Annotated in this window: 20 protein-coding genes; 10 read left to right on the plus strand and 10 right to left on the minus strand. The window is 60.2% G+C overall.

The annotated features are described in order from the left end of the window. Positions 1-133: 133 nt before the first annotated feature. Positions 134-610, minus strand: coding sequence for a response regulator (locus tag OKW30_RS31950; protein WP_018425151.1), 477 nt, complete (start codon positions 608-610; stop codon positions 134-136). A gap of 47 nt (positions 611-657) precedes the next feature. Here OKW30_RS31950 and OKW30_RS31955 point away from each other — a divergent pair, with 47 nt between their 5' ends. After that, a complete protein-coding gene (locus OKW30_RS31955) occupies positions 658-819 on the plus strand; it encodes a hypothetical protein (protein WP_429348591.1) in 162 nt (53 codons plus the stop codon). 234 nt (positions 820-1,053) lie between these two features. On the opposite strand, the gene OKW30_RS31960 is transcribed toward OKW30_RS31955, so the two are convergent. Further along, on the minus strand, positions 1,054-2,727 hold the full coding sequence (locus OKW30_RS31960; protein WP_184062279.1) for an ATP-dependent DNA ligase: 1,674 nt from the start codon (positions 2,725-2,727) through the stop codon (positions 1,054-1,056). Between the two features lie 10 nt (positions 2,728-2,737). Then, positions 2,738-3,820, minus strand: coding sequence for a ligase-associated DNA damage response exonuclease (locus tag OKW30_RS31965; RefSeq protein WP_184062281.1), 1,083 nt, complete (start codon positions 3,818-3,820; stop codon positions 2,738-2,740). 159 nt (positions 3,821-3,979) lie between these two features. On the opposite strand from OKW30_RS31965, the gene OKW30_RS31970 reads away from it, so the two are divergent. From OKW30_RS31970 to OKW30_RS31990, 5 genes are all read left to right on the plus strand, one after another. Beyond that, the gene (locus OKW30_RS31970) at positions 3,980-4,882 is read left to right on the plus strand and encodes a YihY/virulence factor BrkB family protein (RefSeq protein WP_184062283.1); all 903 of its coding nucleotides are present in this window, start codon (positions 3,980-3,982) and stop codon (positions 4,880-4,882) included. A 96-nt stretch (positions 4,883-4,978) separates the two neighbouring features. Continuing rightward, positions 4,979-6,814, plus strand: a complete 1,836-nt coding sequence (locus OKW30_RS31975; protein ID WP_429348592.1) for a thiamine pyrophosphate-requiring protein — start codon at positions 4,979-4,981, stop codon at positions 6,812-6,814. A gap of 238 nt (positions 6,815-7,052) precedes the next feature. Further along, positions 7,053-8,153, plus strand: coding sequence for a cell division protein ZapE (gene zapE, locus OKW30_RS31980; RefSeq protein ID WP_184062293.1), 1,101 nt, complete (start codon positions 7,053-7,055; stop codon positions 8,151-8,153). 250 nt (positions 8,154-8,403) lie between these two features. After that, the gene (locus OKW30_RS31985; RefSeq protein WP_429348593.1) at positions 8,404-8,832 is read left to right on the plus strand and encodes a VOC family protein; all 429 of its coding nucleotides are present in this window, start codon (positions 8,404-8,406) and stop codon (positions 8,830-8,832) included. Between the two features lie 229 nt (positions 8,833-9,061). Further along, positions 9,062-9,349: a hypothetical protein gene (locus tag OKW30_RS31990; RefSeq protein WP_184062297.1), complete on the plus strand. Its 288-nt coding sequence runs from the start codon at positions 9,062-9,064 to the stop codon at positions 9,347-9,349. Between the two features lie 213 nt (positions 9,350-9,562). Here the strand turns inward: OKW30_RS31990 and OKW30_RS31995 are convergent, their stop codons facing one another. From OKW30_RS31995 to OKW30_RS32005, 3 genes are all read right to left on the minus strand, one after another. Further along, positions 9,563-10,750 carry a pilus assembly protein TadG-related protein gene (locus OKW30_RS31995; protein WP_429348594.1) on the minus strand — a complete coding sequence of 396 codons (1,188 nt, stop codon included), beginning with the start codon at positions 10,748-10,750 and terminating at the stop codon, positions 9,563-9,565. Positions 10,751-10,760: 10 nt separating this feature from the next. Then, a complete protein-coding gene (locus OKW30_RS32000; protein WP_429348595.1) occupies positions 10,761-11,177 on the minus strand; it encodes a TadE/TadG family type IV pilus assembly protein in 417 nt (138 codons plus the stop codon). 1,221 nt (positions 11,178-12,398) lie between these two features. After that, positions 12,399-13,310, minus strand: a complete 912-nt coding sequence (locus OKW30_RS32005; protein WP_260335475.1) for an AraC family transcriptional regulator — start codon at positions 13,308-13,310, stop codon at positions 12,399-12,401. A 154-nt stretch (positions 13,311-13,464) separates the two neighbouring features. Between OKW30_RS32005 and OKW30_RS32010 the strand changes: the two genes are divergently transcribed. Further along, positions 13,465-14,298 carry an oxidoreductase gene (locus tag OKW30_RS32010; RefSeq protein ID WP_184062305.1) on the plus strand — a complete coding sequence of 278 codons (834 nt, stop codon included), beginning with the start codon at positions 13,465-13,467 and terminating at the stop codon, positions 14,296-14,298. Here OKW30_RS32010 and OKW30_RS32015 read toward each other — a convergent pair. Further along, positions 14,273-14,605: a hypothetical protein gene (locus OKW30_RS32015; RefSeq protein ID WP_429348596.1), complete on the minus strand. Its 333-nt coding sequence runs from the start codon at positions 14,603-14,605 to the stop codon at positions 14,273-14,275. The two genes, OKW30_RS32010 and OKW30_RS32015, sit on opposite strands and share 26 nt — an antisense overlap. 123 nt (positions 14,606-14,728) lie before the next feature. Further along, positions 14,729-15,085 carry a DUF4148 domain-containing protein gene (locus tag OKW30_RS32020; RefSeq protein ID WP_429348597.1) on the minus strand — a complete coding sequence of 119 codons (357 nt, stop codon included), beginning with the start codon at positions 15,083-15,085 and terminating at the stop codon, positions 14,729-14,731. A gap of 895 nt (positions 15,086-15,980) precedes the next feature. Here OKW30_RS32020 and OKW30_RS32025 point away from each other — a divergent pair. Then, positions 15,981-17,810: a hybrid sensor histidine kinase/response regulator gene (locus tag OKW30_RS32025; RefSeq protein ID WP_429348598.1), complete on the plus strand. Its 1,830-nt coding sequence runs from the start codon at positions 15,981-15,983 to the stop codon at positions 17,808-17,810. A gap of 69 nt (positions 17,811-17,879) precedes the next feature. Next, positions 17,880-19,826, plus strand: a complete 1,947-nt coding sequence (locus tag OKW30_RS32030; protein ID WP_429348599.1) for a hybrid sensor histidine kinase/response regulator — start codon at positions 17,880-17,882, stop codon at positions 19,824-19,826. A 43-nt stretch (positions 19,827-19,869) separates the two neighbouring features. On the opposite strand, the gene OKW30_RS32035 is transcribed toward OKW30_RS32030, so the two are convergent. Continuing rightward, positions 19,870-20,574, minus strand: coding sequence for a LuxR C-terminal-related transcriptional regulator (locus OKW30_RS32035; RefSeq protein WP_184062315.1), 705 nt, complete (start codon positions 20,572-20,574; stop codon positions 19,870-19,872). A 517-nt stretch (positions 20,575-21,091) separates the two neighbouring features. Here OKW30_RS32035 and OKW30_RS32040 point away from each other — a divergent pair. Then, positions 21,092-22,153 (plus strand): DMT family transporter, encoded by a 1,062-nt coding sequence (locus OKW30_RS32040; protein WP_429349204.1) that lies wholly within the window; start codon positions 21,092-21,094, stop codon positions 22,151-22,153. A 284-nt stretch (positions 22,154-22,437) separates the two neighbouring features. Here the strand turns inward: OKW30_RS32040 and OKW30_RS32045 are convergent, their stop codons facing one another. Further along, entirely contained in the window at positions 22,438-22,896 is a 459-nt protein-coding gene (locus OKW30_RS32045; protein WP_018425186.1) for a ferritin-like domain-containing protein, read from the minus strand. Positions 22,897-23,019 lie beyond the last annotated feature (123 nt).

Here is a 23,019-nt window from a genome sequence, read left to right on the forward strand (position 1 = left end):
GGCTAAAGAAACTGCGTCGGACAGAACGGTGGCGAATAGATGGCAGATTGATGACAAACGGATTCGCAGAGCGACGAGTGCGATTTTCTGGCGACGACCGCGCAGAAGTAACAGAACTGTCAGTAAGTTTTCGCTAACAACGTGATTCAGATGATGGCTCCGCCGCATGCAACGCCGCCGCCGATTCGAGCACGCGCAGCAGACGCTCGGGTGTCAACGGTTTGGCGCAATGCGCGTCGAAGCCGGCCGCCTTCGCGAGCGCGCGATCGTCGCGCGACGCAAACGCGGTACACGCGACCAGCAGCATGTGCGAAGTCTGCGGATGCGCGCGCAGCCGCCGCGCGAGTTCGAGCCCGTCGAGTCCAGGCATCTTGATGTCGAGCACCACCGCGAACGGCTGCCATTCGCGCGCGGTCTCGCACACGGCGAACGGATCGTCGAGCGCGCGGCATTCGAAGCCGTCGGCCATCAATAGCATTTGCAGCGCATCGGCCGCTTCCCGGTAATCGTCGACTACCAGCACACGACGATGCGCGGCCATCGCATAGCGGATCGGCCGCCATACGAGCACGTCGTCGCTGCTGTCCACGTTGTCGTTGAACACTGTCATTATTTCTCGCCCTTTTACATTGGCCCTGAAGGGCATCCGCGCCACACGTGCAAGATTCGATCCCATTGCTTTTGCCGGACTACGATCAGCTTTTTGTTATTCCCGCTTCGCATCGGACGATGCCGCGGCCAGCACGCCTCGTCGCGCATTCCAGCATTTCAATCAGCTGGAATGCGGGATTCAGCGTGACCATTCATCACGGCATTTGAATGACGGCGCCTACGATGTGCGCGCTGCGCAACATCGATTGACGCTCTGTCTTTGTGCTATCCGCCTCGTTCCGGGGCGTCGCAGGTTATCGGTAATTTCAACGAATTGGGGGGCCACGCAATGCATGCCGCTTGCGCACTGATGGCGCGAATCGATGACGCGGTCTTAACAAAGAATAAGCGACGATGCCGATAAAAAAATGCTCGACATGTTAGGGGTTTGTGCTCTGCGGGTTATCCCGCACGATTATCGATGAACCCTTTCAACATCGCGAGCGTGTCTGCGTCGTCGATGTGTTTGTCCGTGCGCCAGCGCAGCATGCGTGGAAAACGCACGGCCACGCCGGACTTGTGACGCGAACTCGCCTGTATCCCTTCGAAGCCGATCTCGAACACGAGCGTTGGCGTCACGCTGCGCACGGGGCCGAATTTATCGACGGTGGTCTTGCGCACGATCGCATCGACCCGACGCATCTCTTCATCCGTGAGCCCTGAATAGGCCTTCGCGAACGGCACCAACGTGCGCACGCCGTCGGCCTCGTCCCACACCGCGAACGTGTAGTCCGTGTAAAGACTCGCGCGACGGCCGTGACCGCGCTGCGCGTAAACAAGTACAGCGTCCACCGCATAAGGCTCGATCTTCCATTTCCACCACGTGCCCGACGCCTTGGTACGACCGACGCCGTACATCGACTCGCGCTCCTTGAGCATCAAACCTTCGACGCCGCGCGCGCGGCTCTCGTCGCGCAACGCCGCGAGCGCGGTCCAGTCCGCTGCAAGGACGAGCGGCGATATGCGCAGCAGACCACGCGCCAGCGTGCCATCGACGGAGCTGGCCAGCGCATCGAGGCGTGCGCGCCGTTCAGCGAGCGGGTTCATGCGCTGGTCCTGTCCGTTTGCTTCGAGCAGATCGTATGCGAGCAGCGCGGCGGGCGAATCCGCGAGTATCTTGCGCGTCAGCGTCTTGCGCGCGATGCGCGGTTGCAGCCGCGCGAACGGCAATGGCGCTGCCGCGCCGGGCTCCCACGCGAGAATCTCGCCATCGATCACGTGGCCATCGGGTAATGACTCGCCCAATGCCGCGACTTCGGGAAAACGATCGGTAATCAGATCCTCGCCGCGCGACCACAACCACACGCGGCCGCCGCGTTTGACGAGTTGCGCGCGTATGCCGTCCCACTTCCACTCGATCAGCCAGTGCGCGGGATCGCCGAGCGTCGCCGGATCGGTCTGCAAGGGATGCGCGAGAAAGAACGGATACGGCAGGCCGAGGTCGCTATCGTGTTCAGGCGCGTGCGCTTGCATATCGTCGTCGGTCTGCGGCGCGATCAGACGCAGATAGCGCGCCGCATCGGGCTTCTGTTGCGAATCGGTCCAGCCGACCATTCGTTGCGCGATCCGCTTGTGATCGACGCCGGCCACTTCGGCGAGCGCACGCACCACCAGTTGCCGCGCGACGCCGACACGAAAGCCGCCGCCGATCAGCTTGGTCAGCAGGAAACGACCGCCCCAGTCGAGTTCGTCCCAGTAGCCGAGCAGACGCCTGCGCAACTCGTCGGGCGGCAGGCCGCGCAGCGGCAGCATGCGTTGCTCGATCCATTGCGTGAGACCCAGCTCGGACTTGCGCGACGCCGGCGGCAGGATATGCGCGATGGTCTCGGCCAGATCGCCCACCGCGTGATACGACTCCTCGAACAGCCACTCGGGCAAGCCGGCGCGCTCGCGCGCGATTTCGGTCAGCAAACGCGTCGGCACGAGTTGACGCGGCTTGCCGCCCGCGAGGAAATACGACGCCCATGCCGCGTCTTCGGGGTCGGCCACCGAGAAATAACTGGTCAGCGCCGCGAGCTTGTCGTGCGTCGACGTGGTCGCATCGAGCGCGGTGTAGAGAGCCGCGAAGCGTTTCATACGGTGCCCGTCATGATTCGCTCGCCGCCGGCGCTTGGTCGGCGCCGGCCGCATCGGCTTCGACGGTATCGTCGCCGTATTGCGTTTCGAACGCGCTGGCGTGCAGGCCCTGCTCGTTGAGCCAGCGCACCATCGGTTCGATCGAGCCATGCGTGACGATCACGCGGGAGGCGCCGCTCTCGCGTATCGCCGTTTGCAAACCCGGCCAGTCCGCGTGATCCGACAGCACGAAGCCACGATCGACGCCGCGCCGGCGACGCGCGCCGCGCAGGCGCATCCAGCCCGACGCGAACGCATCGCTGTAGTCGCCGAAGCGCTTGAGCCACGCGCTGTTCTGCGCGGACGGCGGCGCGACGATCAGCGCCTGTTTGAATACGCCCTTGTCTTTCGCGGCAATCTCGCCGACCAGACCGACCGCCGGCAGCCGCACGCCCGCGTCGCGATACGCGCGATTGAGCGGCTCGAGCGCGCCGTGGCAGAAGATCGGCCCGATCGCCGCATCGACACTCGCGAGCACGCGTTGCGCCTTGCCGAATGAATAGCAGAACAGCACCGACGCGCGCCCTTCGGAGGCGTTGTGACGCCACCATGAATCGATCGAATCGAACACGCTTTGCGGCGTATCCCAGCGATAGATCGGCAGACCGAACGTCGATTCGGTGATGAACGTATCGCAGCGCACCGGTTCGAACGCGACGCAGGTCGGATCGGCTTCGAGCTTGTAGTCGCCCGACGCCACCCACACGCGGCCCGCGTGTTCGATGCGCACCTGCGCCGAGCCGAGCACGTGCCCGGCCGGATGCAGCGACACGCGCGCCGCGCCAATCGTCAGCGGCTCGCCGTAGTCGAGCGGGTGCAGCGCGATGCCGGGCAGCCGCGATAGCAGCACGCTCGCGCCCGAGCGCGTGGCCAGGTAGCGCTGATGACCGAAACGCGCGTGGTCGGAATGCGCATGTGTGATCACCGCGCGTTCGACCGGCCGCCACGGATCGATGTAAAAATCGCCGGGCGGGCAATACAGTCCCTCCGGCCGCGCGATCACCAGATCGTTGGCTTGCGGCGCGGTGTCGGTCTGACGCGGCGGCTGATCCATCGGCTGTCCTCGGCAAGGGAACGCGATCTTGCGAACGCGGCCAAGCAAACTATATGCCGCACCATTGATGGCCCCGTTTCTGCTTACGGTATATAAAGCACACAGGCGTGTCGAGAGCGGCTGCCATCCGGCAGTGCCCGGCGCGCACCGCGAGGCCTCATGCCGATCCTGCTCGACCAGCAAGCGCTGTATATCGCCAGACATCCCTGGCGCTTCCTGCTGCAAACGCTGAAAGCGTTTCGCGCGAACCAGGGGCTGCTGCTCGCGGGCGCGGTCGCGTACTACGCGTTGCTGTCCATCGTGCCGCTGCTGATCCTGATCGTCATCGTGTTGTCGCGCGTGGTGCCGCAGCAGCTGGTGCTCGACGCGCTTGCGCATCTGCTGCGCTGGCTCGTGCCCGGACAATCGGCCGCGCTCGTGCGTGAGCTGTCGAACTTCCTGCTGCATCGCGCGGTAATCGGCTGGGTGCTGCTGCTGACGATGATCTTCTTCAGCTCGCTCGCGTTCACCGTGCTCGAAAACGCGATGTCGCTGATCTTCGTGCATCGGGTCGTCGTGAAGCGGCGCCACTTCCTGATCTCGGCGCTGCTGCCGTACTGCTACATCCTGTTTCTCGGCGTGGGACTGCTGATCGTCACGTTCGTGTCGAGCGCGCTCGACACGATCGGCGCAGAAGGACTCAAACTGTTCGGTCTGCACGTGTCGTTGCGGGGCTTCTCGCGAGTGATGCTGTATCTGTTCGGGCTCGCCGGCGAAATCTTCGTGCTGACCTCGGTGTATCTGGTGATGCCGGTGGGACGTCCGTCGCTCAAACACGCGCTGATCGGTGGCGTGGTGGCCGGCGTGTTGTGGGAGATCACGCGGCACGTGCTGGTCTGGTATTTCGCTACGCTGTCGCAGGTCAGCGTCGTCTATGGCTCGTTGACGATGGCGATCGTGATCCTGCTCAGCTTCGAATGGCTCGCCACCTTGCTGCTGTTCGGCGCGCAGGTGATATCGCAATACGAGCGCTTCGGCCACGAACCGCTCGACGCGCCGCAGCCGAGGATCAAGACCGGGTAGCAAGCCATTCGCAAGGAACAAGCCTTGCTCGCCGATACCGACGACGGCCGCCCATTTCGCAGGGCGGCATCGACTGGCTATCGAGGAGCGAGGATCATGGCTGAAACCGTCGGCGATTTCATCATCGGGCGGCTGCACGCATGGGGTGTGCGGCGAATCTACGGCTATCCGGGCGACGGCATCAACGGCGTGTTCGGCGCGTTGAACCGCGCGCAGAGCGAAGCGAAGAAACGCCACAAAAGCACGGATCAGCCGGGCCCGATCGAATTCATTCAGGTCCGTCACGAAGAAATGGCCGCGTTCATGGCCTCCGCGCATGCGAAATTCACCGGCGAGTTGGGCGTGTGCATCGCCACCTCGGGGCCGGGCGCATCGCATCTGCTGACGGGGCTGTACGACGCGCGCATGGATCACATGCCGGTGCTGGCGATTACCGGTCAGCAGGCACGCGCGGCGATCGGCGGACACTATCAGCAGGAGCTCGATCTGCCCGCGATGTTCAAGGACGTGGCCGGCTCGTTCGTCGGCTTTGCGACGATGCCCGCGCAGGTCCGCCATCTGGTCGATCGCGCCGTGCGCATCGCGCTCGCCGAGCGCGCGGTCACGGCACTGATACTGCCGAACGATCTACAGGACATCCCCTATGAGCCGCCGGGGCGCAAGCATGGCACGCTGCATTCGGGCATCGGTTACGCGCGCCCGCGCGTCGTACCGAGCGACGAGCAGTTGCGCCAGGCCGCCGACGTGCTGAACGCGGGCCGCAAGGTCGCTATCCTGGTCGGCGCGGGCGCGCTGCACGCGACCGACGAAGTGATCGCGATCGCCGAGAAGCTCGGCGCCGGCGTCGCCAAGGCGCTGCTCGGCAAGGCCGCGCTGCCCGACGATCTGCCGTGGGTAACCGGTTCGATCGGCCTGCTCGGCACGAAGCCGAGCTACGACATGATGACCCATTGCGATACGTTGCTGATGATCGGCTCGGGCTTCCCCTACTCGGAATTTCTGCCGAAGGAAGGCGACGCGCGCGGCGTGCAGATCGACATCAAGGCCGACATGCTGAGCCTGCGTTATCCGATGGAAGTGAACCTCGTCGGCGATAGCGCCGAGACGCTGCGCGCGCTGCTGCCGCTGCTCGAGGAAAAGAAGGATCGGCTGTGGCGCGAGCGCATCGAAGGCTGGGTGTCCGACTGGTGGAAGACGCTGGAGAAACGCGCGCACGAACCCGCGAAAGATGGCCTGAATCCGCAGCTCTCGGTATGGGAGCTGTCGAAGCGCATTCCCTCGAACGCGATCGTCACCAGCGATTCGGGCTCGGTCGCGAACTGGTACGCACGCGATCTGCAAGTGCAGCGCGGCATGATGTGCTCGCTGTCGGGCGGGCTCGCGTCGATGGGCGCGGCCGTGCCCTATGCGATCGCCGCGAAGTTCGCGTACCCCGAGCGGCCCGTGATCGCGCTCGTCGGTGACGGCGCGATGCAGATGAACAACATGGCGGAGCTGATCACGGTCGCGAAGTACTGGCAAGGCTGGAGCGATCCGCGCTGGATCTGCATGGTGCTCAACAACGGCGACCTGAATCAGGTCACATGGGAGCAGCGCGTGATGGAAGGCGATCCGAAGTTCGAGGCCTCGCAGAACATTCCGTCCGTGCCGTATCACCGCTTCGCGGAGCTGATCGGTCTGAAGGGCATCTATGTCGACAATCCCGATCAGATGGCCACCGCCTGGGACGACGCGCTCGCGTCGAATCGCCCGGTCGTGATCGAGGTGAAGGCCGATCCGAACGTGCCGCCGCTGCCGCCGCACGTCACGCTCGCGCAGGCAAAGGCGTTCGTCGAGACGTTGATGAAGGGCGACCCCGATCAGGGCAACGTGGTGGTCGAAACGGCAAAGCAGGTGCTCGGTGCCGTGCTGCCGGGGCATCACGACAAATGACGCGGTAGCGGCTCGACGACGCGTGTGCGCGCCAACGTTCGACGCAGAACGTGGCTGGTAAAATGGCGCGCGCTCCGTGCACGCGCTCATTGGGTCTGCTTCGCCGCAGGCCATCACGTCGGCCGTTATCTCATGCTCACACACATCCTCGCCGTTTTCGCGGCGGCCCACACTGCGTCATTCGCGCAAGTCGCATCATTCGCGTCGTTCGCGTCATCAGGCATGGACGCTCTTGCCCATGCTTGACGAAACCCGCATCGCGCGCGCACTGACCGCGCGCGGCATCTCTGCCGATGCGCGGCAGCGCGAGGCCATCGGCGCGCTCGTCGGGTTGGTCGGCGCGCAGCAGCGCGCGCGGCAGGCATGGTCCACCGCCGCGTTCGGGCCGCAAGGCGTCTACTGTCACGGACTGCCGGGCCGCGGCAAGAGCCTCGTCGTCGATACGCTGTTCGAGCTTGCGCCATGCCGCAAACGGCGCCTGCATTTCCACGAGTTCCTGCGCGAGATGAACCGCCGGCTCGTGCACGCGCCGCGCGGCGACGACCGGCTCGGCGACGTGTCGCGGCAATGGCTCGACGGTATCGAGCTGCTGTGCTTCGACGAATTTCATGTGCACGATATCGCCGACGCGTTCCTGATGGGCCGCTTTCTCGACACCGCGATCAACCTGGGCACGCGAATCGTGCTGACGTCGAACTACGCACCGGACGATCTGTTGCCCGACCCCGAGTTTCACGAGCGCTTTCTGCCGACCATCGCGCAGATCAAACGCGGCTTCACGGTGATCCATTTCGACGGCGTGCGCGATTACCGCTTCAGCGGCGAAGCGGCCGAGGTGCCGCGCTTTTTCGCGCCGCTCGACGCATCGAGCGAGGCCGCGTTGCGCGATATCTTCACGAGCCATGAACGCGACGCTGCGATCGAGCCGATCAGGCTGAGCGCGGCGGGCCGGCCGCTCGAAGCGCGGGCAGCCGGCCGCGCGCTGCTGTGGGCGGACTTCGAGCAGTTGTGCGTCGCAAGCCGCTCGCACCTCGACTACCTCGATCTCGCCGAGCAATGGCAAGGCTTGATCGTCGATCGTCTGCATACGGAAGCGCTGAGGCAGCCGCATACGCTGCAGCGCCTCGTCTGGCTGATCGACATCTTCTACGACCGCAAGCGTGCGCTCTTCATCGCCTCCGATCAGCCGATCGAGACCGCGTTGATCGGTCTCGAAGGCGCGCGTGATCTGTCGCGTACGCTGAGCCGGCTTGCCGAGATGCAGTCGCGCGCATATCGCAGCACGCTTGAACGGGGCGGCGAGGACAACGCGCAAGACGGCATCAACGCCGAGGCTTGATGGCCGGGCATCGCACCCGCGCGCATTTCTGCAATTCTTGCAAAGCAACGGTAAAGCGTGCCAACGCCGTTTCGCCTCGACGCACGCGCCACGGCGCCGCGCGATGCATCGCCGGCCACCCGAAACAAGCCTACACTCAACCATGCCATGCCCCGCGGTACCGGAAAACTCGCCGCCAGATCAGTTCGATGGGCGTGGGCGAACCTGTTCGTTCTTCATCGCGCCGCTCTTTCGCGGCAAAGGAGAAGCCATGGAAAAGATCCCAAAAGCCACGGCCTTGTTCATCGCAGGTTTTGGCCCGATTGTGATTGAAGCCCAGGCAAGCCGCGATCTCTACGGTCGGGCCTTCGGTATCCCCTTCAAGGAAGAGAACGGCGGCTATCTCCATACGGAGGGTCTGAACGGCGCAAACTCTTTCGCCTTGTGGCCGCTCTCCCACGCCTCGCAGTCGTGCTTCGGCACGGATTCGTGGCCTCGCGACGTACCCATCCCGCAAGCCTGGATCGAGTTTGATGTCGACGACGTCCAGGCGGCAACGGCGGAACTTGAATCGCAAGGGTATCGGATGCTGGTCAGGAACCGGAATGAGCCGTGGGACCAGACGGTCAGTCGCTTCATCGGGCCGGAAGGATTGCTGGTCGGAATCACGTTTACGCCGTGGATGCGGGAACAGAAATGATGGGCAACCACAGTGGCAGTCTTGCGCGCGTTGACTGATAGCCTCAGATCGGGGACCAGCGCGCGTCAGGTTACCCGGTTAGCGCCGAAAATCGATATTCACCATTGTGAATAATGCGCGTAACTATCAGCCATCGCTTTCCTAAACTTGGCATTAGGCGAGCACGACGGAAACGGTGCGGATGCATCGTTTGCGTCGAAATCGCAGTCCAACCAAGGAGACGCGTGTCATGAACAAGGCAACCAGCACATTGATCGCGGCCGTCGCCGCACTCACGCTGTCGGGCAGCGTATATGCACAAAGCAACAACACGCTGGCGACTCCGACCACACAGTCGCCGGCCGCTGCAACGAGTGGCTACGGCACGCCTGGCGCCACCAACACGGACAGCGGCGCCGCGTCGTCGACCTCGGGCCAGCCGAATAGCGCGAACAGTCGCTCGACGTCCCGCCCCCCCGCTTACGGGGTTAACAACTCGCTGGCGACCCCAACCACAAAGTCGCCAGCCGGCCAATGACAGCAATCAAGGCTGGCAACCGGGCGCAAATGAGCGCAAAGCGACCAGGCGGTTCAATTTCGTCGGGCGTAGCGTGACCGAATAGCCGCGACTTGCAACACAGATCGCGACGGTAGAAAAAAGTTGGTGTGACTGGCCGGTCATAAACGCGCCAGAAGGCCGAGTTCGCCCCAACGTGTCGGCCCTGATTGCCACGACGTCTCGATTGCAAAGCTACTGAACCAACCGGGGCATCATGATCGTCCCATAGTCGGGCCCGATGCCGTCCGTCTGGTTGTTTTTGCAGTAGTTGGGATCGTTGCCCATCTGAACGGTGATGACTGCGTTGGAGCCGCTGCCCGTCTCGTTCAGGATGTGCAGGCACCCGAATGCGACTATCGGCGGAGTACTCCCCTGTCCCCCCGTGACGTTACTCACTACAGCTACGGTCACCCAGGCACAACTACCCGCCGAACCCGCCGCGATCTGACTACACGTTGCAACACTGTGGAACGCATTGCTATTTAGGCCCGTTTCAAGATAGATCGGTTCGCCGATAGACATCGGACTTGCGTTTCCGCTCGTCATCAACCCGACTATGGCGCTGGAACCAAGCTGGCTGTTCGCCGATGAGAGGGAAGTCCATTGCCCTGCGTTGCAATTGGCGGCCTGGTACGACGCTCTGATCGCGAAGATGTACGGTTGGCCGATCGTCTGCGGAATTGGTGTGCCGTTGTTCGCCGCTTGGGGGTCGGTTGTACTGGTAGCAAGATCGGGTGAATTGGTCGCCGAATTCCAGTAGGTGTCGTAGAGGCATCGCGACATCACAATCGGGAACAGTGCCCCAACTTCAGCGGTTCCCGGACTAGCCACGACCGCAGTCGCTGTCGCACTCGTCTTCAGCGACGCGATGTTCAGCACTTGTGCCAGATACACCGGAACGACCCCGTTAGAGTCGGTCCCGTCCTTGTGGACCGTCACCTGGACCGCCGGCACGATGTTTCCGCTTGCTACCGGCACGGTTGCCTGGGATACACCAGCCGCGACATTGCTGACATTCACATAGCCGGTAGTGACATCCGACGAATGCAGTTGGACGGCTGCCCCTTGGACGTTGTTATTCGGTCCGAACGAAACAGCCTCGGTCTGCGAGTCGTTCCAATCCGGATTGGCGGCGTTCGCGTTGTTGCAGCCAGGGTTGTTGGCTTGGGCATATAGGCACTGTGCCCCTGCAAGCGCCGCAGCGTCGGCGGCAGTCTGTGCCTGAGTGCGGGCGAGCATCAGGTTGCCAATGTCGATCGCGAGCGCCGCGAAGCTCAGGAGCATAAGCAGCAGCAGAGCGACCATGATCGCCACCGCACCCTTTTGCTTCTTCATCGATTTTGCGCGGCGCTGAGTACGCATGGTATGGATGTTACGCATGATGTTCTTCTTATTCGTTGTTCATCGTGGCCGTGGAGCTCAAGGTGATCGGCCCAGTCAACGGGTTCATCAGGGGGCCGAGCAGCAACCCTGTGAACGTGTACGAAACCTTGACTGCCAACGCGGTGCCGAACGACCCGCCTGCGTTGGTCACCGAGACTGACGGTGTGGGGTTTTTCGTCGCAAACGAAATCAGATACGAGGACGTATAGTTGGTCACAACGTTGGTGACGTCCGTCGGCGTGGGCCTGGGACTTGTTAGCACGATGCCCGCCCGCGCGCCCTCTCTGGCGGCGTTGGTGATGACAGCCTGGTCGTACAGCGCCAGGCCGAACTCGACGATCCCAAACACAATCAGCAGCAGGATCGGAAGTACGAGCGCGGTTTCAACGGCCACCACGCCCTTTTGCATTTTTTTCAGGCTCATTATTTGACTCCGTATGTGCACACGCAACAGTCACCGACAGCACCTCGTTGGCTAAAGCTTGCGCTCTGCTCTGGACGCTGATTCGGTCGACGCGATCCTGAATTTCGCAAAGGCGCGGCTAGCGCCGGGGAATCGAAGTGGGCGTGAACAGTAACGAGCCAGCGCACATCGAGGTAACACCGATGACGTGGCCCGCTTGAAATATGATGGAATCGCGACGGTGCTGTTCGCTTGATTTCTCATGGTGTCCCCCGACGTTGAGTGCCACACTCCGCATGTGATTGCTGAATGCGAAGGGCCTCGAGAAGCCATCTGGTTGTCATTTTGGCTTCGCTTATAGCGCTAAAGCATACGAGGCGTATCGGGGGAATCTGTGCGCTTCCAGACAATTCTTCAGCAATAAAGGCAAAACGGCTATTGAAGACGACACATTGGGTTCGTTTATCTCGCTACGCTTGATCCTGGCCACCCGGTTTATTGCTTCAGATGCCTCATGCTCAATGAGATCGACGTTACTGCATCGCGGTGGATGAGAAAGTGGCTTGACCCGGCCGCAGCGCCTCGACAACTCCGGCCGCGGCTGCTCTCGCGCAGTCAGACATAGCTGAGTTGCATTTATCGCGCAGGCTTCAATTCAAGAAGACTCCGGCGAATGCGAGCGATAGTCATTCCACCAATCGCATCTGCCCGCGAGTTTCGAGTCGTTGCTGCGCAAGAACTTTAGCCTTGCGACGTTTTCGCGAACCCTCACGCAGGCACATGGCCCGACGCGTTCGTGCTTCGTCATCCACACACGCACAGCCATCTGGGCGCGTGACCGCGATTGTGTATTCGTCGTCAAGAGAAGCGGTGTGTTGTTGATCGAGTCCTTCATGCAGTCAGTTGATCCGTTGGCTCGGTGGTTTGCATCGCCGCTTGAAAACGGCCGCCGTCCCAGTATCCCCCTAACTTTCGGACAATCGGCGTGACATCGAACAATCGCGCTCACCGGTGCCGGTTGTGATCCAACGCTGCCCTGATTACGACGCGGGGCCGGCGGTCTGGCAACCCGCGGCCAGCGAAGACGGTTACTCGCGGCGGGTTTCAACCTGCGCTGAAAGCCTCCCTCGTCAAAAGTAACCGTCCTCCATGACGACGTTGCGGGCGCATGATTCTCACCGTCTAGCAGACACTCGTGGATGTCCGATCACTGATCTACGATCGAACCGAACCGCGGCAAATTCAGTGCGACGAGACATAAGCCGTATCAGCGAATACTGCCGGGATCGCGAAGCTCTCGCGCATACGCTTTGCCTCTGCGGCAGGCGTCAAGCCAAACAGACGCCTGAATTCCCTGCTGAACTGGGACGGGCTCGCATAACCCACAGCGTGTCCCGCCGCCTCCGCGGTTAGCTCCTCGCGCACCATTAACAGGCGAGCCTGATGAAGGCGCGTCGACTTCACATATTGCATCGGCGACACCTGCGTAATTGCCTTGAAGTGGCTGTGGAAACTCGGAATGCTCATACCCGCTTCGTCGGCCAGTTGCCTTACGTCGAGGGGCTGCGCATAGCTTGCATGAATCAGGCGGAGTGAGCGGCCTATCTGGCCGAACTGTCCTCGCATCGCCAAAGCCTCGCGCAACGAGCCTCCCTGGGCTCCGGTGAGCACCCGGAAATACAGTTCACGCAGCAGCCCGGCGCCCAACACAGCAGATTCGAGTGGCCGATGCATCGCCTCGAGGAAGCGCAGCACGGACGCTTGCATTGCGTCATCCATCGGCGTCGACATCATGCTTTGAGGTGCTGGTGCGCACTCCCCCACGCCTTCGCGGTCGATCCGCTCCGCAAGTTCGGCGGCCAATCCGAAATCGAGGTGCAGATACAGCGCGAGCAGTGGGCGCTCCTCGGTTGCGTCGGTCTCCATGCTGAACGGCACGGGCACGGACACGGCCAGGTAGTGACGCTCGTCGTACAGGTAGAGCTGGTCGCCGAAATAACCTCGCTTGCGGCCCTGGCAGACGATCACGATACCGGGATCGTACAGAACGGGCGTGCGCGATAGCGCCCGGTTCGACCGCAAGATGCGGACGCTCGGCAGTGCCGTCAGGTTGTAGCCCTCGTCGGGCGCCAATGCGCGTAGCAGGACAATCATGCGTTTCTGGCTTCGAGAGGATAGATCTGGATGCTGGGCCAAAGCGCGTATCGTGTTCATAGTTTTATGCAAGAAAATCAGCTGAATTCGGCTTAATTTGCCTCGCTGGTCAGATTAGTATGCACTCTCCAATCGACATTCGGGAGAAGCTTCAATGGCAAGCAGCAAAACTCTGCTCATCACCGGCGTCAGCAGCGGCTTTGGCCGCGCGCTCGCACAGGAAGCGCTGGCGGTGGGTCACAAGGTCGTCGGTACGGTGAGAAGTGCCCAGGCAAAGCGTGAATTCGAGTCCGTATCCGCGAATGCCGCTTGGGGACGCGTGCTCGACGTGACCGACTTCGACGCGATCGACGGCGTCGTGACGGAAATCGAGGCTGGCATCGGCCCAATCGATGTGCTGGTCAACAATGCCGGCTACGGCCACGAGGGCATCATGGAGGAATCGCCGCTCTCGGATATGCGCCGACAGTTCGATGTGAATGTATTTGGTGCGGTCGCCATGATGAAGGCCGTCCTGCCGTTCATGCGTGAGCGCCGCCGCGGCCACATTCTGAATATCACATCGATGGGCGGCTACATCACGATGCCGGGAATCGCTTATTACTGCGGGAGCAAGTTTGCGTTGGAGGGCATCTCCGAGGCGCTTGGCAAAGAGGTCAAGCCCTTCGGTATTGCCGTGACGGCCGTGGCGCCGGGCTCATTTCGCACTGACTGGGCAGGTCGCTCGATGACGCGGACCCCCCGCTCGATTTCGGATTACGACGATATTTTCAATCCCATCCGCCAGGCCCGCGAGGAAAAAAGCGGCAAGCAGTTGGGAGATCCCAGGAAAGCGGCGCGCGCAATGCTGGCCGCCATGGCAGCGGATCATCCGCCCACGCGTCTTTTGCTCGGTAGCGACGCACTCGGGCTCGTTCGAGACAAGTTGTCGGCATTGAACGTGGAAATCGATGCGTGGGAGGCTACCACCGTTTCGACGGACGGCTGATGAGCGCCGAGGCTGAGAATCTGTCGAGAACCGTATCCCGCGGCGTCGGGTGCGAACGAAGCGATGCTTGCCCGATCTGAAAGTCCGTTGGCAGCGAGGATTTGTTGAGCCAGACGCGAAAGCTCATCGAAGGCGGCTCGATGCTCGAATGGATTAAGGGGCGAAGGAGATGTATGACCAACGTCCCGAGGATCAGCAACATCGCGCCTGCAACGCTGTTGTTAGTGCGCAGCAATACATTGGCGACGTAAAGCGTCAACGAGGTCAACACCATGTGGCCGGCGATGCGTATCGACCGCGGGTTCATCATTTCACCTGGAATTCGTTGCGCAGGGTCCGAAGATTCGGACGCCACCGGTGAGGACGCCCCCAGACGATCCAGGCACGTTACCCGGATCGTCGGAGAGGTGTCGGGCGAGCCATCTCGCGGTCAATTACCGAAGAAAAGGTTGCAATAACTTGCGGGGCCGACGCACGACGATGGCGAGGGCTTCGACACATGCTGGACACTGCCGGAAGCTGCGGTGCCGTTGGTCGTCGTACCGCCAACGTCACTGTTGCCCGCCTGCTGGCTGTCCTGTGCAGCGATCTTCGCTTCAGCAGCCTGAATTTGCTCGGGATACTTCGTATGGTCGCCGTCGCCCATGTGATAGCCGGCCTGCTCGAGACGGATCAGTTCCGCGCGCACCTGCGCACGGGTGACGGGCGCGGTGCTCTGAGCGAAGCTGACGACTGGGCTGGCAAGCGCACAGCTGGCGAGGACAAGGCATGCAAGGGTTTTCATCATGGAGCTCCTTGATTCATGGCTAACTTAACAATCGGGAAACCGAATAGCACACTGCAGCCAGTTCTGCAGACAAACTGCAAGTTGTGGTTGATATGGGGTATGGAGTCGTCCGCGATTCAGCTGGCTTAACTCGGGGGCGTATTGCGGATCATGTCGATCTCCCTGAAAGTGAGGTGGAAAACGTCGCGCATGTACGCACTGCGTTTTCCGCATCGGCCGGTTATAGAGCCGTACTCGTAACAGGCATTCGACAAGAGAAGAACGCGGGCCGTTGTGCGGTGATTGACGCCCTCCTTGTATCGAATTATGTTGCATTATTGCGCCGTGTAATCGCGTCAGTTGTAGTTACGTCGATAATTTGATGTTCGGCATTAAATGTTCCTTTTCGGGAGAATAAATGTTGGGTGTCGCTTTACGATTATTCGCTAGAGTGATTTCTTGAGAGTACGGCGCACGCCTGGTTACGGATGCAGTTCGACGCGGCACACACGGAGCGAGCACCCAATATCGCAATTGGCGAGCCGTGCTTGATCAGGACAACCGCGAGTTACTGGTACCGCGCAGCGCGAGAGATCAGCCTCATACTTACCCTCGTTCAGCAGCTTTGACGGTCTTCCGCGCAACGCTCGGCACAGGGGGCACAAATCTCAGGTAGGGACCACCTGCGTGGATCACGAACTTTTGTTCGGCAAAAAACAGAACACTTGTCCATCGACTTGTTGGCGGACCGCTAGCACAATGGCGTGTAGCTGCACCTGATGCCCGGAGGCCTGTTATGGCGTCCTGTACCCGAACACCACGTGATTCCGACGCGAACGAAAAGCCCGGGGCCAGAACATCACTGTGCGCGGGCGAAACGGCTCACACAATCGAGCGCCGCAGATTCGCTGAATTTATGAATCTGTTTGTGGGACCGGTTGCAGCACTCAGTACTGAGCAGAATCTCCTCGTCAAACGCGAGTTATTGCAATCGCTGTCCCGCCGATCGGTATATTGGATCGCGCTGCTGCTGGTCGGAAGCCCGTTCTGGTTCGTATTTGGATCGTGGATCAAAACATCGGATATTTATCCCTTGTTCCGTGTCGTCTGGATCCTGGGACTGTGGGGGATAGCCGCTCCTTTGGCAGCATACTTGCTGAAAAAGACCATGACGCTCCCGAAGCACGCCAGCGTCAACGCGGTCGAGCAGATGCACTGGGCATGGGCTGCATTGGTCATGCTGACATCTTTCTGGTGGGCGGCGGCCAGCTTTGGGCTCATCCCACCCAAATTCGTGGTCCTCCATGGTTATTACTTTAGATTCGGCCGGTATGGCTTTCTGGAACTGACGATGATCTGCCAGGCATTTACGTTGCTGCTGCTCGCACCCAGTCTTCGTGCGGCTTTAGGCGCACTCGTGATTGGCACTATCCCATTCGGATTTAACATGGCACCACTGTTCTTTATTAACCGGCCAGGAATGTTTGACTGGTATACGGCTCAAATAATTGGCTATTGTGTCGTCGCATGGTTCATTTGCAACGATCAGCAACGCACATGTGTAAAAGAGGTTGTTCTCGAGGAGGCGCGATCTCAGGCTGTAGCGGCAACGGCGGAGAAGAACCAATTTATCGCCGCAATAAGCCATGACCTGCGTCAACCGCTCACCACGCTCGGCCTGAAGTTAGATTTCATCGGGCGGGGCATTAAATCGACCAATCTGGTTGAAGACGTCTCGATTGCGCAAAGGCAAGTGGATGCAATGGAAGGGATGATTAACGGGGCACTGGATATCTGCCGCCTCGAGTCCGGCACCTGGAATGTAGAAATTCAGGAGGTGGCGCTGCCTTCCCTTTTACGCGGCATAGTCGTGGATATGCAGCCGCTGGCTGAGGCAAAGGGGCTGAAGTTAAGACTCCGTAGTCGCCCCTATCTGGTCCGTACGGATCGACATGCGTTGGACAGGATCGTCCGGAATATGGTGCTCAATGCGGTCCGTTACACGCCTTCCGAACAGGGAGGCAAGAAGGGACATGTTCTGGTGAGTTGCCAGAGGCGAGGCAGCCGCATAAAGATAAGCGTCTGGGACAACGGGATCGGTATCCCTGAAGGTCGACAGGCGGATATCTTCAAAAGCTATGTACAGGTCGATAATCCCGAGAGGAATCGTGAAAAAGGGTTCGGCCTGGGTCTGTCCATTGTCCAGGGTCTCGCGAACCTTCTTGGTCACAAACTGGACGTGGACTCGACACCAGGACGTGGATCGCGTTTTTCGGTTACGGTCCCGTTCATGGGACTCATACCGCCGGCGTTGCGCGAGGTTCAAACGGTTGAAGACGGCGACCCGGACCTGACCAATATGGTCGTGGCGATCATCGAGGACAACAGCGACTTAAGAATCGAAATATCGATGCGCCTGATCGAGCATGGCTGCTACGTCGTGGCGGGGGAATCGTCATCCGACGTCATCGAGCAGTTGCGCATTGAGGCTTTGGCAAGCGGTCCGCACTTCATCCTCTCTGACTACCGGCTGGAAAACGAGGACGGCATTGCGGCGATTACGGCGGTCCGCGCTGCTACCGACGCCTCGATCCCTGCGATCCTGTGGTCGGGAGACACCTCGTCAGCTGTGCTCAAAAAAGTAGCCGTCAGTGGCATCAAGCTTTTGTCGAAACCGGTTTCGGAACGAACCTTATTGACCGCACTTGCAGAACATAAGCCAAAAACATTGACCGAAGGCGGGTGAAAGAGATGGCAGGGGAACACAAAGCTTGCATAACGGAGCGTAGCTGCACTTGATTCTCGGAGGCCTGCTATGGCGTCCCGTATTCAAACACGACGTGATTCTGACTCGGGCGAAAAGCGCGGGGCCAAAACATCACTGTGGGCGGGTGAAACGGCTCACGAAATCGAGCTCCGCAGATTCGCTGAATTTGTGAATCCTTTTCTGGGACCCGTTGCAGCACTCAGTACCGAGCAGAATCTCTATGTCAAACGTGAGTTATTGAAATCGCTGTCCCGTCGAGCGGTATGTTGGACCGCGCTAGTGTCGGTCGGAGCCACACTGTTGTGCATATATGGATCGTGGATCAAGACGTCGGATAGCTATCTTTGGTTCCGTGTCGTCTGGGTCCTGGGACTGTGGGGGATAGCCACTCCCATGGCAGCATACTTGCTGAAAAAGACCATGGCGCTCCCGAAGCACGCCAGCGTCGACGCGGTCGAGCAGATGCACTGGACATGGGCTGCAGTCGTCACACTGACATCGTTCTGGTGGGCGGCGGGTAGCTTTGGGCTCACCCCACCCGATTTCTCGGGCCATGCTCCCTACGTCAAATTGGCCAGTTCTGGCTTCCTTGAGTACACGCTAATCAGCCATACATTTACCTTGCTGCTGCTCGCACCGAGTCTTCGTGCGAATTTAGGTTCATTCGTGCTCGGGGCTATCCCGTTCGGATTTAGCTTGGGACCACCTCTATTTATTTACCGGCCAGCAATGCTGGGCTTTTATACGGCTCAACTAATTGGCTATTGTTTCCTCGCGTGGTTTATTTTTTACAGTCAGAAACGCGCATATGTTAAAGAGATTATTCTCGAGGAGGCGCGTTCTCAGGCTGTAGCGGCAACGGCGGAGAAGAACCTGCTGATCGCTGCGATAAGCCATGACCTGCGTCAACCGCTCACCACGCTCGGCCTGAAGTTAAATTTCATCGGGCGGAGCATTAAATCGACCAATCTGGTCGAAGGCGTCTCGATTGCGCAAAGGCAAGTGGACGCGATGGAAGGAATGATTAACGGGGCACTGGATATCTGCCGCCTCGAGTCCGGCACCTGGAATGTAGAAATTCAGGAGGTGGCGCTGCCTTCCCTTTTACGCGGCATAGTCGTGGATATGCAGCCGCTGGCTGAGACGAAGGGGCTGAAGTTAAGACTCCGTAGTCGCCCCTATCTGGTCCGTACGGATCGACATGCGTTGGACAGGATCGTCCGGAATATGGTGATCAACGCGGTCCGTTACACGCCTTCCGAACAGGGAGGCAAGAAGGGACATGTTCTGGTGAGTTGCCAGAGGCGAGGCAGCGGCATAAAGATAAGCGTCTGGGACAACGGGATCGGTATCCCTGAAGGTCGACAGGCGGATATCTTCAAAAGCTATGTACAGGTCGATAATCCCGAGAGGAATCGTGAAAAAGGGTTCGGCCTGGGTCTGTCCATTGTCCAGGGTCTCGCGAACCTTCTTGGTCACAAACTGGACGTGGACTCGACACCAGGACGTGGATCGCGTTTTTCGGTTACGGTCCCGTTCATGGGACTCATACCGCCGGCGTTGCGCGAGGTTCAAACGGTTGAAGACGGCGACCCGGACCTGACCAATATGGTCGTGGCGATCATCGAGGACAACAGCGACTTAAGAATCGAAATATCGATGCGCCTGATCGAGCATGGCTGCTACGTCGTGGCGGGGGAATCGTCATCCGACGTCATCGAGCAGTTGCGCATTGAGGCTTTGGCAAGCGGTCCGCACTTCATCCTCTCTGACTACCGGCTGGAAAACGAGGACGGCATTGCGGCGATTACGGCGGTCCGCGCTGCTACCGACGCCTCGATCCCTGCGATCCTGTGGTCGGGCGACACCTCGTCAGCTGTGCTCAAAAAAGTAGCCGTCAGTGGCATCAAGCTTTTGTCGAAACCGGTTTCGGAACGAACCTTATTGACCACACTTGCAGAACATAAGCCAAAAACGTCGACCGAAGGCGGTTAAAAGTGATGGCAGGGAAACATGAAGAGCGGTGTAGCAGAGATCTTCACGACAGTCGCGTATCTGCTGCCCCACTTCCAAGGGTAAGCTCGGCATTGACTCGAAGTGCAGCTTCGACGCGGTTTCTGACTTGAAGTTTGTCGTAAATAACACAAGAAACCTGTCTGACATGTCCCTCGGAGACGCCAAGCTCTCTTGCGATCTGTTTACCTGAGAGGCCACGTGCAATGCAACGCGCCAAATCCCACTCTCGCGGAGAAAGCCCAAGATGATGCTGATTCTGGCTAGCTGAGGGCGCTTGTGTCGAGCAGGCAAAGCGGAGCAAGACTTCTTCCGGAATCCAGAGTTCACCTCCTAAGATCCTGCTCAGTCCAATGAACATTTTTTTGTACGCGCCTCCTTTCAACAGGATTCCCCGAGCGGCGTAGTCACGCATGCACATTCGCAAAATTTCAACTTCATGATCGTTTCCAGGAGCAAGTCCTGTGCAGATGACCACGGGAACATTGGATGGATTTCCGGCCTGAAAATGCTCAAGTGTCGCGGCGCCACGATTCTCACCATCCAGATTAAGATCCAGGAATACCAGGTCCGGGGGCGGTGTCTTGTTGACTTCTTCAAGCGCGCTGGCAAGCGTAAAGACGGGCGTGATGTCGATTGGGGCTGCGCTCAGCTCCGACGCGTGTGTTTGGACATATTCGGAAAGAGCAACGCAAAGAATTTCGTGGTCATCGACCCATAGGATTTTCATGGTCGCTTCTCCTCTTTATACATCCGAGAAAAGCATCGATCGTGCGCTACGTTTGTGCGGAGCACTGCCTGACAGCTTAGCATATCGAGCGAGGCCGCAGATCCTTGAACTGCAGAGTGTTGCGGACCCGCGGTCTCTAGCGCACAGGGTGTGCCATGTTCGCGCCGTGTGCCGCGGCCCGGGCGGCACACGGCTTTGCGCGATCGAATCGGTTTGCGCGGCAGCCGCGGGCATGAAGGCGATTCGCGAGTGGTGGTGGCGCACGGACAGCCTCGCGGCGAAATGTCTGCGGCGTGCCGACAGTTCGATGCTCCGAACATGTGCGAAGTGCGTCGACGTATGCCCCTATCATTTCGTCCAGGCGGTGTTGAACGACCGATGTACCGTGCCGCGCTAGTCGAGCCGCGTGTCAGAGACGACCAGGTTCACCGCTGCCGCGCCCAACGGCGAATATCATCCGTCACCCCAGCGATGGTCTGTAAACTGTCCCTTCTGCTGCGGACAAGAGGTTGGAGTGGTGAGATCAGTACACGGCGCGATATTCACTGCCTTAATCGCCGCGGCGCTGTTCGGCGCCGCGACACCGTTGGCCAAGGCGCTGCTCGGCTCAGTCAGCCCCTTCATGCTCGCAGGACTGTTTTATCTCGGTAGCGGCCTGGGGCTTGGGGTCGGCATCGCGTGGCGTGCCTTCCGATCGCGCGGACTTCACTCCGCCGCGGACCACCGCATCACCAAAGGCGAGTTGCCTTGGCTGATCGGGGCGATAGCGATGGGTGGCGTCGCCGGCCCCGCATTGCTGATGCTGGGCCTGTCCACCACATCAGCGGCAACGAGTTCGTTATTGCTCAACCTTGAGGGTGTGTTGACCGCAGTGATTGCCTGGGTGGTCTTCCGGGAAAATGTCGACATTCAGGTTTTTCTCGGGATGGTGGCGATCGTTGCGGGCGGCGTGCTGCTGTCGTGGCATCCGGGACAGTCAGGCGTGCCGGTGGGTGCGTTACTGATCGTCGGCGCGTGTCTGTGCTGGGCAATCGACAACAACCTGACGCGCAAGGTCTCGGCGAACGACGCGATGGTGATCGCGTGTCTCAAAGGGATGGTGGCCGGTCCCGTGAATCTCGGCATTGCGATCGCGGCGGGCGCTTCGCTTCCGTCAGCAGGAACCATGGCGGCAGCGATGCTGACCGGGCTTGGCGGTTACGGCATCAGCCTCGTGCTGTTCGTTGTTGCACTTCGCCATCTCGGTACGGCGCGTACAGGCGCGTACTTTTCCATTGCGCCGCTGTTCGGTGTCATGCTTTCGCTGATCATATGGCCCGCGCTACCCAATCTGTCTTTCTGGATTGCCGCCGCCCTGATGGCGCTGGGTATCTGGCTACATGTGCGCGAGCGGCATGAGCATGAGCACAGCCATGAGTTTCTTGAACACACGCACCGGCATCGCCATGACGAGCACCATCAGCACGCGCATGAGTTTCCTTATGCCGGTGAAGATCCGCACACGCACGCTCACGTGCATCTGCCTATTACACATTCGCACGCGCATTTCCCCGATATCCATCATCGGCATCAGCACTAGGGCCTGTTCACGCTAATAACGGGCTTGCGCTGGCCGCCAGAAGGGCCGAGCGCAAGGATTGCGACGCAGCGAATACTCGACGTATTCGCAAGGAGCATGACGCGGCGATCGGCCCTTCTGGCGGCCAGCCCCTTGAAGGTTTTTTTAAAACAGGGGAACGTGCCTTTCCGCCCGTATTGCGGCGTCGGTCGTCGCTTGTTTGGCTCGGCCAAACGGCGCTCCTCTCTCCTTGCACTACGCGCGGAAAGGCACGTTCGCAAGCCCGTTATTAGCGTGAACAGGCCCTAGCTGTCCTCCGACGTCGTCATTTCCCCAGGGCGGCGCAGCATCTTGTCGACTTCGCCCGCGTGCATCTCCTCGACGTGGATCATCTGACGGGCGAACTCCTCGAGTGCAACCGAGCGGTCCTCGACGAGCGCCAGCAGGTCGCGATACAACTGCAACGCAAGATTCTCGGCTTGCAACGACTCGCGGAGGATCGAAGAGATATCGAAGGTGTGCGAGTCGAGCAGAGGACCGATCGCAAGCGACGGATAGGCACCCAGAGTCGTGATCCATTCGCCGGCCTGCTGTGCGTGCAACAACGATTCATCGGCCTGCGCGCGCAACCACGACCTGATCGGAATGCGTCCGAATCCGAACACAAGGAACGAATAGTGCGTATATCGGACGACGCCGGCCAACTCGGATTCGAGAATCCGGTTCAGCACCGCAACAACGTCTTCCTTATTGATCTCGGCCATTTGAAGTCTCCTTTCATGGCGCGGCGAGGCGTCCGGCCTCGCGACCGAGTAGGCCGGCAAGCGGCCGCAAACCGTGGCCGCATGCCTGATCGAAACGGATAGATCCCGCCGGCCCACCGCTTT

The sequence above is a fragment of the Paraburkholderia sp. Clong3 genome, from assembly GCF_050436485.1.
In the GTDB taxonomy this organism is placed as follows: Bacteria; Pseudomonadota; Gammaproteobacteria; order Burkholderiales; family Burkholderiaceae; genus Paraburkholderia; species Paraburkholderia tuberum.

Coding starts and splice junctions, on each gene's coding strand:
- OKW30_RS31960 (WP_184062279.1), bottom strand. CDS start 2,727: ATGAAACGCTTCGCGGCTCTCTACACCGCGCTCGATGCGACCACGTCG.
- OKW30_RS31985 (WP_429348593.1), top strand. CDS start 8,404: ATGGAAAAGATCCCAAAAGCCACGGCCTTGTTCATCGCAGGTTTTGGC.
- OKW30_RS32035 (WP_184062315.1), bottom strand. CDS start 20,574: ATGAAAATCCTATGGGTCGATGACCACGAAATTCTTTGCGTTGCTCTT.
- OKW30_RS32005 (WP_260335475.1), bottom strand. CDS start 13,310: ATGATTGTCCTGCTACGCGCATTGGCGCCCGACGAGGGCTACAACCTG.
- OKW30_RS32020 (WP_429348597.1), bottom strand. CDS start 15,085: ATGATGAAAACCCTTGCATGCCTTGTCCTCGCCAGCTGTGCGCTTGCC.
- OKW30_RS32025 (WP_429348598.1), top strand. CDS start 15,981: ATGAATCTGTTTGTGGGACCGGTTGCAGCACTCAGTACTGAGCAGAAT.
- OKW30_RS32015 (WP_429348596.1), bottom strand. CDS start 14,605: ATGAACCCGCGGTCGATACGCATCGCCGGCCACATGGTGTTGACCTCG.
- OKW30_RS31965 (WP_184062281.1), bottom strand. CDS start 3,820: ATGGATCAGCCGCCGCGTCAGACCGACACCGCGCCGCAAGCCAACGAT.
- OKW30_RS31970 (WP_184062283.1), top strand. CDS start 3,980: ATGCCGATCCTGCTCGACCAGCAAGCGCTGTATATCGCCAGACATCCC.
- OKW30_RS32045 (WP_018425186.1), bottom strand. CDS start 22,896: ATGGCCGAGATCAATAAGGAAGACGTTGTTGCGGTGCTGAACCGGATT.
- OKW30_RS31995 (WP_429348594.1), bottom strand. CDS start 10,750: ATGCGTAACATCCATACCATGCGTACTCAGCGCCGCGCAAAATCGATG.
- OKW30_RS31975 (WP_429348592.1), top strand. CDS start 4,979: ATGGCTGAAACCGTCGGCGATTTCATCATCGGGCGGCTGCACGCATGG.
- OKW30_RS32030 (WP_429348599.1), top strand. CDS start 17,880: ATGGCGTCCCGTATTCAAACACGACGTGATTCTGACTCGGGCGAAAAG.
- OKW30_RS31990 (WP_184062297.1), top strand. CDS start 9,062: ATGAACAAGGCAACCAGCACATTGATCGCGGCCGTCGCCGCACTCACG.
- OKW30_RS32010 (WP_184062305.1), top strand. CDS start 13,465: ATGGCAAGCAGCAAAACTCTGCTCATCACCGGCGTCAGCAGCGGCTTT.
- OKW30_RS32000 (WP_429348595.1), bottom strand. CDS start 11,177: ATGAGCCTGAAAAAAATGCAAAAGGGCGTGGTGGCCGTTGAAACCGCG.
- OKW30_RS31950 (WP_018425151.1), bottom strand. CDS start 610: ATGACAGTGTTCAACGACAACGTGGACAGCAGCGACGACGTGCTCGTA.
- zapE (WP_184062293.1), top strand. CDS start 7,053: ATGCTTGACGAAACCCGCATCGCGCGCGCACTGACCGCGCGCGGCATC.